The organism is Burkholderia sp. Tr-20355, assembly GCF_017104685.1.
Lineage (GTDB): Bacteria > Pseudomonadota > Gammaproteobacteria > Burkholderiales > Burkholderiaceae > Burkholderia > Burkholderia seminalis.
Window position 1 is genome coordinate 1 of sequence record NZ_JAAGPK010000213.1, and the last position, 11,589, is coordinate 11,589.

The following is an 11,589-nucleotide window of genomic DNA, read 5'->3' on the forward strand; positions in this document are numbered from 1 at the left end:
TCGCTCGCGCGCCGCGCCCCGCGAGCCGCAGCGCGGCGCGTAGCGGCGTTCGGCCCGCTCGCGGTCACCAGTCGTATTTCGCGCTGGCCAGCACGGTCCGCTCGTTGCCGAACACGCAGACGGCATATGATTGACAGCCGCTGACGTAGCGCCGGTCGAACAGGTTCGCGACGTTCAGCGCGAAACGCCAGCGCGGCAGGTCGTAATGCAACGCGAGGTCATACAAGGTCGCGCTCGGCACCGTGAGCGCATTGTCGGGCGCGCCGGCCGACGCGCTCTGGTAGCGCACGCCGCCGCCGATCCCGAGCCCGGACAGCGCCCCCGTACGCCAGGTCCAGTCGGCCCACATCGACGCCATCTGCCGCGGCAGCGGCACGGACACCGGCCAGTGGTTCAGCGACGCATCGTTCGCCTGCACGTTCTTGACGTCCTGGTACGCATACGACGCGACGATCGACAGCTCGCGCGTCACCTTGCCGACCGCGCTCAGCTCGATGCCGCGCGAGCGCACCTTGCCGGTCTGCACGGACGTCGTGCCGGTCGGGTCGAGATTCACCGGCGTCGGCGTCACGACGTTGGTCTGGTCGATCTGGTAGACGGCCGCGCTCAGCATCAGGTTCCTGCCGGGCGGCTGCCAGCGCAGCCCGGCTTCGGCCTGCGCGCCGCGCGTCGGTTTCGGCAAGCCGCCGCCGAACATCCGCACGCCGACGACCGGATCGAACGACGTCGAATAGCTCACGTACGGCGACACCCCCGCGTCGCCCTGATAGGTCAGTCCGACGCGCCCGGAAAACGCACTGACGTCCTGCCGCGCCTGCGTGCCGGCCGTCCGGTCGTCGAAACGCGCATTCACGACGTCCTCGCGGCCGCCGAGCGTCAGCGTCCAGCGCCGCCAGCGGATCTGGTCCTGCGCATACACACCGACCGCATTCATCGCCGTGTACTGGTCGACATGACCGAGCGACGTCGGGCCGGCGAAGATCGCGGCCGTCACCGGCCGGTAGACGGGGTGGTACAGGTTGAGCGACGGCGCCAGCGCAAGCCACACGCTGTTGGTCGTCGTCTGCCGGTCGAATTGCAGGCCGAACAGCAGCGTATGCTCGAGCGGCCCCGTGCCGAAGCGCGCCTGCGCGTGATGGTCGACGTCGAGCCGGCTGTAGTTGAGCTGGAACAGCCCCGCGAAACGCATCATGTTCGTCGTGCTGCGCGGCGCGAGGCCGTTGCCGAACACCGTCGCATCGTCCAGCGACAGGTGCGACCAGCGCACGTCCTGGTGCAGCGTCCAGATCGCATTCACGCGGTGTTCCAGCGTGTAGCCGAGCGACCATTGCTTCTTGCGGTAGTCGTTGAACGACGGATCGCCCATGTAGATGTCCTGCGACAGGCGGCCGTTCGGGTTCGGCAGTACGGTGCCCGACGCGGGCAGGAAGTTCGACGAAATGTCGCCGCTGTCCTGCAGGAACGTCGCGGCAACCGTCAGCGACGTATCGGCGTCCGGCCGCCAGCGGAACGACGGCGCGAGCGCGACGCGGCGATCGCCGTTCGGGCCCGTCACCGCGTTGCCGTCGCGCGCGACGCCGACGAAGCGGTACGCATACTTGCCGTCCGGATCGAGCGTGTCGCCGACATCGAGCATGACCTGCTTGCGCGCATCGTTGCCGATCTGCACGCCGGCCTCGCGCACGCGTTCGCCATCGGCGCGCTTCGTGTGCGCGTCGACGATCGCGCCGGGCTCGCCCGCGCCGTACAGCACCGACGTCGGGCCGCGCAGGATCGCGATCGAATCGATCGTGTACGGATCGATGCGCCAGTTCGCGATCACGGCCGTATTCGGCGCCGCCACGCCGTCGACGTACAGCGTCGGCGTGAAGCCGCGCAGCGCCGCATACCAGTCGGTCCGGCTGTCGGCGCCGAACGTCGAGAAACCCGGCACGTAGCGCAGCGCCTGGTTCAGGTCGGCCGCGCCGGTCATCTCGATCTGCCGCGCGGTGACGATATTGACCGTTTGCGGGATCTCGGCCACCGGCGTGTCGGTCTTCGTGCCGGCCGTGGTTCGCCGCCCGACGAGCCCGGCGGACGCGGCATCGGCGGTTCCTTGCACGTCGATTGCCGGCAGCACGGCCGCGGCGGCGCCTGCCTTCGCCGCCGCCGTGCCCGATGCCTGCGCCTGCGCGCCGCCCGCGACCGCCGCGCACAACGTCCCGCCCGCAACGATCGTCATGGTGCGCCGTATCGCGCCTGTCTGCGTCCGCATCGCTTCAATACTCCGTCGTGCTGTCCTGGCCCGTTCGGCCGGATCGACCGGCGCCGTGCGCCGGCGCCCGTCCCGGGGTGTCGTGATGGTCGTGCCGGCGAAGTCGATCGCGCGCGCACCGGCATGCGCCGGCCCGCCGCGGCGCTCGCGGGCGCAGCGATCATACCGGGTGGATGTGACGCGGTGTTCGGGAAAATTCGTAGGCGTCGCCGGCAGGCACGACGCGAAGGTCGGCGCGCGCGTCCGGCCGCGTCGCAGACGACGGGCCGCGCCGGCATACGCACTGCCCGCGGCGCCGGTATCGTCAGCGGCGACTCAGGTATTGTCCATGCGCCACCGGCGCGGGCTGACGCCGGTCAGGCGCGTGAAGGTGCGCGAGAAGTGACTCTGGTCGGCGAACCCGCACGCCGCCGAGATCATGCTCAGCGGCATCTGCGGGTTGCGCAACCATGTCTTTGCCCGTTCGACGCGCTGCACGATCAGCCAGCGATGCGGCGGCATCCCGGCTGTCTGGTGAAACGCCTTGACGAAATGGCCGCGCGACAGGCCGCAGGCGCTCGCCACATCGGCGAGCCCGATTTTCCCGTCGAGGTGTTCGAGCAGCAGTTCCTTCGCCCGCTGCTCCTGCGACGGCGTGAGCTTGCCGGCCGACTTTTCCCGCCGCTCGCCGACGCCGCCGTACCGATGGGCGACGTGTGCCTGAAACGCCAGCCCCACATGATCGATGAAGAGCTGCGACGCCTGGTCGGGGCTAGACAGCGCCGGCAGCAACGCGCGGCCGAGCGCATGGATGATCGGGTCGTTCGCGCTGAGGTGAGGCGGCAGGTAGAGTTGCGGGCGTTGCCGGCCGCCGAGGTCGTCCACCGTCTCCTCCAGCGTATGGCGCGGCAGGTGGAAATGGAGGCAATCGAACGCGCCCTTGAGATCCGCCACCCAGTTGCGGTCGAGGTCGTGGATCGTCACGGTCCCCGCGTCGTACGGGACGAACGGCGCGCGGCGGCCGTCGAGCCACAGCTCCTGTTCGCCGAACGGGCGCAGCTGCAGCACGATGAGATCCGAGTGCTCGGGCGTGTAGGGGGCGGTCAGCCCCATGTTCCTGCGCAGCGTCTTCAGCCGGCTGATGCCGACCTGCCCTTTCGGCAACGTCTGGGTAACGACGGTCTGCCGCACGTCGGCCGGCATGAAATCGGAGGTGGCGGTGTCTGACTGAGGCGCAGTCATCGGTTGACGCGAGCGGCGAATGACGAGGCTCGCCAGTCTAGCAAATCGCGGTGGGACGCGCTGCCCGTACCGCGCATGCGCTGGTATGATGCGCGAGCCCCTCCCTCCCGGAACCCGCGATGAAGCTGTCATTCGAAGCGCTCGAGGCGCTGGACGCGATCGACCGCACCGGCACCTTTGCCGAAGCCGCGGAACTGCTGCATCGCGTGCCGTCCTCGCTGACCTACCTGGTGCAGAAACTCGAAAGCGATCTCGGCGTGATGCTGTTCGACCGCAGCGGGCGGCGCGCGAAGCTCACGCATGCGGGACGCATCGTCGTCGAGGAAGGCCGACGCCTGCTGCGTGCGGCCGAGCAGCTCGAAATCAAGGCGCAGCGTGCGCAGCAAGGCTGGGAAACCGAAGTCCGCGTCTGCATCGACGAAATCCTGCCGTTCGACGCGCTGTGGCCGTACGTGCACCGGTTCTACGCGCTCGGGATGGACACGCGGCTGCGACTGTCGACCGAAGTGCTCGGCGGCGCATGGGACGCGCTGATTTCGCGCCGCGCCGATCTGGTCGTCGGCGCGGCGGGCGACCCGCCGGAGCTGCCGGGCATCGTCGCGCGGCCGATCGGCTCGCTCAGGCACGTCTTCGCCGTCGCGCCGACGCATCCGCTCGCGTCGCTGCCCGAGCCGCTGCCGATGGCGTCGGTCGTCCAGTATCGCGGCGCGGTGATCAGCGATACGTCGCGCGAACTGCAGCCGCAGTCGGTCGCGATCGACGCCGGCCAGCCGTATCTCGCGGTGCCGACGCTCGCGGCCAAGCTCGATGCGCAGTGCGAAGGGCTCGCGGTCGGCACGCTGCCGGAATGCATCGCCGCGCGCGCGATCGCCGACGGCAGGCTCGTCGCCCGCCAGGTGACCGGCATGCGCGACACCACGCACTGCTATCTCGCGTGGCGCGGCGACGAAGCAGGCCGCGCGCTGCACTGGTGGGTCGAGCAGCTCGACCGTCCCGACCTGGTCGAGCGCTTCACGGCGCCCGACAAATCGACCGGCTGATTCGTCCATTCACGGCCGGGGCTGGCGCGGGCAGCCATCCGTCCGACGCTTGACCGCGCACCCGTCATGCACGCCGCCGACCCGGCCTGCGCGCAACCGCACCATCCGCCTCACACCGCCCCCACCCGCCTCGATCGTTTCCTTTCAGATCGTTTAAGACGCCGCTCAGGACTTTCATCCGCGCGTCCCTTAACGTTGGAGTACGACGCCGACACGCGACAGCGCGCCGGCACGCCTCCACGACTCGCCGCGCGAGTACTCAAGGGAAACGCCAGATGACAGCCCAGACGAACGACGTGCCGATCGCGGACACGATCTTTTTCAACGGCAAGATTGCGACACAGGACGACAAGCGCTCGTTCGTCACCGCGCTCGCGGTGAAGGACGGCCGCGTGCTCGCCGCCGGCAACGAACACGACGTGATGCGCCACGCACGCGGCGACACGCCGCGCGTCGACCTCAACGGCCGCACCGCGATCCCGGGCCTGAACGATTCACACCTGCACGTGATTCGCGGCGGCCTGAACTTCAACATGGAGCTGCGCTGGGACGGCGTGCCGTCCCTCGCGGACGCGCTCGACATGCTGCGCCGCCAGGTGCAGCGCACGCCCGCGCCGCAGTGGGTACGCGTGGTCGGCGGCTGGAACGAGCTGCAGTTCGCCGAACGCCGTCTGCCGACGCTCGACGAAATCAACGCGATCGCGCCCGATACGCCGGTGTTCATCCTGCACCTGTACGACAGCGCGCTGCTCAACGGCGCGGCGCTGCGCGCGGTGGGCTACACGAAGGACACACCGAACCCGCCGGGCGGCGAGATCCGGCGCGATCGCCACGGCAACCCGACCGGGATGCTGATCGCGCGTCCGAACGCCGGCATCCTGTATTCGACGCTCGCGAAAGGCCCGAAGCTCGGCTACGACGACCAGGTGAATTCGACGCGACACTTCATGCGCGAACTGAACCGTCTCGGCGTGACGAGCGCGATCGACGCGGGCGGCGGTTACCAGGCCTACCCGGACGACTACGCGGTCATCATGGATCTCGCGAAACGCGGCGAGCTGACGATGCGCATCGCCTACAACCTGTTCACGCAGAACGCGAAGCAGGAGATCGAAGATTTCGCGAAGTGGGTGAAGATGACGAAGCCCGGCGACGGCGACGAATTCCTGCGCGTGAACGGCGCGGGCGAGATGCTCGTGTTCTCCGCCGCCGACTTCGAGGATTTCCTGGAGCCGCGCCCCGACCTGCCCGACACGCTCGAAGCCGAGCTGACGGCGGTGGTCCGCCTGCTCGTGCAGAACCGCTGGCCGTTCCGGCTGCATGCGACCTACGACGAATCGATCAGCCGCTTCCTGAACGTGTTCGAAGCCGTGAACCGCGAGATCCCGTTCAACGGGCTGCGCTGGTTCTTCGACCACTGCGAGACGATCTCGGACGCGAACATCGCGCGGATCGCCGCGCTCGGCGGCGGCATCGCGGTCCAGCACCGGATGGCGTTCCAGGGCGAGTACTTCATCGCGCGCTACGGCGCCGACGCGGCCACGCGCACGCCGCCGATCCGCGCGATGCTGGACGCCGGCCTGCCGGTCGGCGCCGGCACCGATGCGACGCGCGTCGCGAGCTACAACCCGTTCGTGTCGTTGTACTGGATGGTGTCCGGGCGCACCGTCGGCGGCACCGCGCTGTACGGCGAGCGCAACCGGCTCGACCGCATGGAAGCGCTGCGCCGCTATACCGTCGGTAGCGCCTGGTTCTCGAACGAGGACGATCGCAAGGGCGCGCTGGTGCCCGGCCAGTACGCGGATTTCGCGGTGCTTACCGACGACTACTTCACGGTCGACGAGCCGCAGATCAAATACCTGTCGTCGGTGCTGACGGTCGTGAACGGCAAGGTCGTGCACGCGGACGAGGAATTCGCGCCGCTCGCGCCGCCGCCGCTGCCGGTCAGCCCCGCGTGGTCGCCGGTGGCCGAGTTCGGCGGCTACAGCCGCTATCGCCCGGTCGCGGCTGCCCGCGCCTGCATCGACAGTTGCGCGAACCAGTGCGGCGTGCACGGGCACGGCCATCTGGCCGCGTGGCGCAACGACGTGCCCGTGAGCGACCACAACGGTTTCTGGGGCGCGCTCGGCTGCAGCTGCTTCGCGTTCTGAACGCCGGCCACCCGACCGGTTTCCTTCGCCGAAACGCGACGGGCGGTGCCGCCGCTCGTCCGCCGTGCACCCATGTGTCGCGCGTGCCGCGCGCACCGCATGGATGCACACCCTTCCAGGCTGTGCCGATCCGATATCGGCGCGGCCCAACCCGTGCGTCGATCGTCTTCGGCGCCCGACCTACTCTTGGAGAATTGCAATGCCCACCGCTTCGGCCCAACCCGGCAAGTCGCTGATCAACCCGACCAATCACACGCTGATCATGATCGACTTCCAGTCGCAGATGTCGTTCGCGACCAAGTCGATCGATCCGAACCTGCTGCGCAACAACACGTCGCTCGTGTCGAAGGCCGCGAAGGAATTCAACGTGCCGACGATCCTCACGACGGTCGCCGAGAAGACCTTCTCCGGTCCGATGTACGAGGAAATCACGTCGGTCTTCCCCGAGGAAAAGCTGATCGACCGCACGTCGATGAACACCTGGGAAGATCCGCGCATCGCCGAACGCGTGAACGCGATCGGCAAGAGCAAGATCGTGCTCGCCGGGCTGTGGACGTCGGTCTGCATCGTCGGCCCGTCGCTGTCGGCGATCGATCAGGGCTTCGAAGTGTATGTGATCGCCGATGCATGCGGCGACGTATCCGACGAAGCGCACGAGCGCGCGATGCAGCGCATGATCCAGGCCGGCGCGCGCCCGATGACGTCGCTGCAATACCTGCTCGAGCTGCAGCGCGACTGGGCACGTACCGAGACGTACGCGCAAACCACGAAGACCGCCGCGCAACATGGCGGCGCATACGGCCTCGGCATCACCTACGCGAAGTCGATGTTCGGCGCGAGCGAAGGTCACTGACCGGTGTCGCGGGCGGCATGCCGCCCGCGAACGCCGCATGCTGCCGGCGGCGCCTGCGTCGCCGGCAGTGCCCTTGACGGGCATCGCGTCAGCCGGTCGAGCCGGGCGGACGCTTCATCTCCTTCCTGATCCGTACGATCGAGCCGAGCGGGGCATGCCCCGTCCCGGCCGGCGGGATCATCTTCCATTCTTCCATCGCGCCCCGTTCGATCGCGAACCCGCTCGTCGCCCGCGCCGGTTCGGGTTTGCCGCCGACGACCGGGCACACGTCATCGCTTCGACGCCGACGGACGCTCGGCGCAGCCACCGCACGGACGGCCGTATGAAGCCGCGTGCCGACGAATCCCGCTCGTCCGGCCGACGCACCATAGCGGGCCACGCGCGGGAAATCCGCTACATCGATACGAAAACCGGACGCTCGCGGCACCGGAGCCGGCTGGCTTCGTCCGGCCGCGAACGGCGCACGGGTATGCGCCGACGCAGGCCGCCAACGCGCTATTCCTGCCGGCGAATGACGGCGGGCAGCGCATAACGGCCGGCGCCCGCGATGGCGATCGTGCCGAACAGGATCAGCAGCATCCATGCGAATTGCCCGTCGCGCAGCGACCAGTCCGGATGGACGAACACCAGCGCGACGAGCGTGACGATCAACACCGGCAGCGCTGCAAGCCTCGTCCACACGCCGACGATCATGAAGACCGGGCAGACGACTTCGGCGAAGATCGCGAACAGGATCGACAGCGTCCGGCCGAGATGAAACGGATCCTCGATGGCGGCGGCTTCCGCCGTGTAGTGGATGAGCTTCGGCAGGCCGTGAACGGCGATCAGCAACAGACTGGCGGCAACCCGCAGGAACAGCAGGCCGAGATCGACGGCGTGGCGGGAAAGATTCGATTGGGCAGGATTCATGCGACGGGAAAAGGATGAGGTTCGGTTCGGCGCAAGGCCGCGGCGACGCGCGTGTCCGGCGTCGGGCGCGTGTTGCCGCGCTTGCGATGGACGGCGTCGCGCGACCCCGGCGCACGCGCGCGGCGGGCGCCGCATGCGTGCCGGCGAGTCGCCGACGCGTTCGTGCAATCTACGCGCGCCGCCCGCCGCTGTCCCGCTGTTGGTCCCGCCGATTGCCTGAAACGTTCTGAAGCGCGATACCGCGGCCGACGGGCGTGTCGTTACGACCCGCCCGAACGCGGTTCGGCTTCGGCCGCATCGAGTCCGATCGCGTGCGCGTCGGGCCACGTTTCCTGCACGGCCGTCTGCGCGGTTGCCGCGGCATGGACGGCCAGCAGCCGTGTGCGCGTGTCGACGGACACCGGCGGCGCATCCGGATCGCGCATCGCGTCGAGCGCCGCGCGCGCCCGTTCGCGGCACTCGTCGACGAGCGACAGCTCGAACAGGCAGGGCACCGCGACGGCCGCGAGCGCCATGCCGAGCGCGGTGTCGCCCTGTGCAGAGAACGCCCAGTCGAGCGCCTCGCGCAGATTGTCGAGTTCGCGCCGCACCGCATCGAGCCGCGTGCCGCCGTCGTCCGGCGCATCCGTGAACGACGTCAGGAAATAGTGTGCGTGCGCGCGTGCCGCCGCCTCGCACTCGCCGTGCGCGTCGAGCTGCTGCTGCGCATACGCGCGCGTGGTCGCGAGCAGCCGGTAGCGCGGCACCTCCTGCGCGGCGTCGAGGATCAGCAGCGACTTCGACACCAGGCCGGCGATCGTGTCGAGCAGCCGCGTGCCGGTCAGGCCGCGAGTCCCGACAACGCCGCGCACGGCCTCGATCGAAAACCCGCCGCGGAACACGCCGAGCCAGCGCAACAGCAGGCGCTCGTCGTCGTGGAGCAAGCGGTCGCTCCAGTCGTACATCGCACGCAGCGTCCGGTGGCGCGGCAACGCAGTGCGAAAGCCGCCGGTCAGCAGCCGGAAATGGTCGTCGAGGTGCGCGGCCAGCACGTCGATGCCGAGCACGGCGGCACGCGCCGCGGCCAGTTCGATCGCGAGCGGCAAGCCGTCGAGCCGGCGACAGACCGATGCCATCAGCGACACGCTGCGCGCATCGAGCGGGAAACGCGGGTCGGCCGCGCAGGCGCGCGCCGCGAACAGCTGCACCGCGCTCGCGCGCATCGCGTCGTCATCGTCTTCGCCCGGCACGTCGAGCGGCGGAACCGGGCAGACGCGCTCGCCGTTGATGCGCAACGCCTCGCGACTGGTCGCGAGCACGCATGCCCCGCCGGCCGCATCGGTCAGCGCGCTGGCGAGCTGCGCCGCCGAATCGAGCAGATGCTCGCAGTCATCCAGCACGAGCAGCATCCGGCGATGCGCGACGCGGGCGAGCACGGTCTCGAGCGTCGGCGATCCGGCCGGCTGCGCGACACCCAACGCAGCGGCCAGCGCCTCGGGAACGAAACGCGGGCACGCGACCGTCGCCAGCGACACGACGACCGTGCCGTCGGGAAACCGCGCACCGGCACGCGCGGCCGCCTCGACCGCGATGCGCGTCTTGCCGATGCCGCCCGCGCCGACCAGCGTCACGACGCGGGCAGCCTGCAGCGCGGCCAGGACGTCGGCCACCGCCTGTTCGCGGCCGAACAGCACGCTCGACACACTCGTGGCGCGCACCGCTGCGGTACGCACGGGCACCTCGCCGTCATCCTGTCGTGCGACGAGGCGATAACCACGGCCCGGCACCGTCACGATCAGGTTGCGATCGTCGGCCAGCGCCTTGCGCAGCGACGCGATGTGCACCTGCAGGTTGTTTTCCTCCACGACCGTGTGCGGCCAGACGCGCTGCATGATTTCGTCTTTCGAGACCAGTGCGCCGTTCGCCCGAATCAGCAACTCGAGAATGTCGAATGCGCGACTGCCGATACGCAGCAGCTTGCCGTTCGAACGGATTTCACGTCTGTCTAGAAAAACGTGAAGTGTTCCAATCCGGATCATGGGAATTTCTTGTGGATGACATTCAACGGCGCACAGTCGAAATCGCGCGCCGGTTTCGACTTCAATGCTACGGCATTTGCATGAATGAAAGATTCAAATTATTGAAATGAAGCGATCGAATTTTTTGAAATGACGCGCATCGGTCCGGATGGCAGCCTGCCGCGGCGGGGCCGGCCCCGCCCCGCACACGCCGGCCTGCGTCATGCGCGAATGCCTCATTCATTCGTGAATGCATTTCCAATTCCCTGATGAAATGCATTTCAGGATGTTTTCAGGAAAATACAGCTTTTCGTCGTATCGAAACGAACGGCCGTGGTTAATGGGTGGCCTGAATCGGCCCGCCAATTCTTTCAAATTCATTTCACCGCAGTCGGTGTGTCGACAGGCAGCGCGTCACGCCCGCACCTGGCGCGACACGAACTGGTCGACCGCGGACGCGAGAACCATCTCGCGGCAATTCGCCGGACGTTTCGCGCCGCGCCACTGCGGCTTGTAGATCGCGTCGCCATGACGGATCTCGTGGCCGGTGAGCGCGCAGCGCCCGCGGGCGCGCGCCTTCGCGCTGATCCAGCGCTGCTCGTCGTAGCGGCAGTGCGTCGGGTCGCTCCACGACACCAGCACCGACGAATCGGTCTGCCGCTCGACGGCGACGATCGCGCTGTGGCGCCGCACGCTGCCGCTCGACGGTATCGAGACGTCGCCATGGCGACGGCTGCGCGGCGCGATCCAGCGGCCCGCATCGAGCGGCGGGCCCAGCAGCGTCATCGTGTGTGCCCAGCGGTTGAAGGCATCCATGTCGGCATCTCCAGGCAAATGTCGGGCGGTCCGGCGCGATCGGACCCGTTTGTGCCGCGACACGCGTCGTGCGCCGGCGCGCATCGGCGCGAATCGGCGCGCCCCGTGCGATCCACGGCAAGCGGACGGATCCCACGATAGCCACGCGCGGCTGAATAGTCCCGGTCGCGCGCTTAATCGATCTGCCGTGCGGTCGTCGCGGCCGGCCAACCGGCCGTGTTCATAACAATTCAGCCGGAATTCAGTACGGCGCGCAGTCCGCCGGGATAGGCTCCGGTCGGCATGCATTCGTCGGCATTGCGCGCCCTGCCGGGTGCGCAACGACCGGCGCGGGCCTGCTGCCAGGCGC

The 11,589-nt window shown here is 68.7% G+C and carries 9 protein-coding genes; 3 read left to right on the forward strand and 6 right to left on the reverse strand.

Features of this window, described 5'->3' with window-relative positions; translation table 11 throughout:
• Nucleotides 1–64: 64 nt before the first annotated feature.
• Nucleotides 65–2,254 (reverse strand): TonB-dependent siderophore receptor, encoded by a 2,190-nt coding sequence (locus tag G3N62_RS31535; protein WP_124669447.1) that lies wholly within the window; start codon nt 2,252–2,254, stop codon nt 65–67.
• 315 nt (nt 2,255–2,569) lie between these two features.
• The gene (locus G3N62_RS31540; RefSeq protein ID WP_049033806.1) at nt 2,570–3,475 is read right to left on the reverse strand and encodes an AraC family transcriptional regulator; all 906 of its coding nucleotides are present in this window, start codon (nt 3,473–3,475) and stop codon (nt 2,570–2,572) included.
• 119 nt (nt 3,476–3,594) lie between these two features.
• Here G3N62_RS31540 and G3N62_RS31545 point away from each other — a divergent pair, with 119 nt between their 5' ends.
• The 3 genes from G3N62_RS31545 (at nt 3,595) to G3N62_RS31555 (ending at nt 7,518) form a co-directional block, all read left to right on the forward strand.
• Entirely contained in the window at nt 3,595–4,515 is a 921-nt protein-coding gene (locus G3N62_RS31545) for a LysR family transcriptional regulator (protein WP_034192074.1), read from the forward strand.
• Between the two features lie 275 nt (nt 4,516–4,790).
• Nucleotides 4,791–6,665: an amidohydrolase gene (locus tag G3N62_RS31550; protein WP_034192073.1), complete on the forward strand. Its 1,875-nt coding sequence runs from the start codon at nt 4,791–4,793 to the stop codon at nt 6,663–6,665.
• Nucleotides 6,666–6,864: 199 nt separating this feature from the next.
• Complete coding sequence (locus G3N62_RS31555; protein WP_034192072.1) at nt 6,865–7,518, forward strand: hydrolase; 654 nt, start codon at nt 6,865–6,867, stop codon at nt 7,516–7,518.
• A gap of 88 nt (nt 7,519–7,606) precedes the next feature.
• Here the strand turns inward: G3N62_RS31555 and G3N62_RS31560 are convergent, their stop codons facing one another.
• From G3N62_RS31560 to G3N62_RS31575, 4 genes are all read right to left on the reverse strand, one after another.
• Nucleotides 7,607–7,786, reverse strand: a complete 180-nt coding sequence (locus tag G3N62_RS31560) for a hypothetical protein (protein WP_124669446.1) — start codon at nt 7,784–7,786, stop codon at nt 7,607–7,609.
• Nucleotides 7,787–8,013: 227 nt separating this feature from the next.
• Complete coding sequence (locus G3N62_RS31565) at nt 8,014–8,427, reverse strand: DoxX family protein (RefSeq protein ID WP_034192071.1); 414 nt, start codon at nt 8,425–8,427, stop codon at nt 8,014–8,016.
• A 260-nt stretch (nt 8,428–8,687) separates the two neighbouring features.
• Nucleotides 8,688–10,445 (reverse strand): winged helix-turn-helix domain-containing protein, encoded by a 1,758-nt coding sequence (locus G3N62_RS31570; protein WP_124669445.1) that lies wholly within the window; start codon nt 10,443–10,445, stop codon nt 8,688–8,690.
• A 393-nt stretch (nt 10,446–10,838) separates the two neighbouring features.
• Nucleotides 10,839–11,240, reverse strand: coding sequence for a DUF3331 domain-containing protein (locus G3N62_RS31575; protein ID WP_049028920.1), 402 nt, complete (start codon nt 11,238–11,240; stop codon nt 10,839–10,841).
• Between the last annotated feature and the right edge of the window lie 349 nt (nt 11,241–11,589).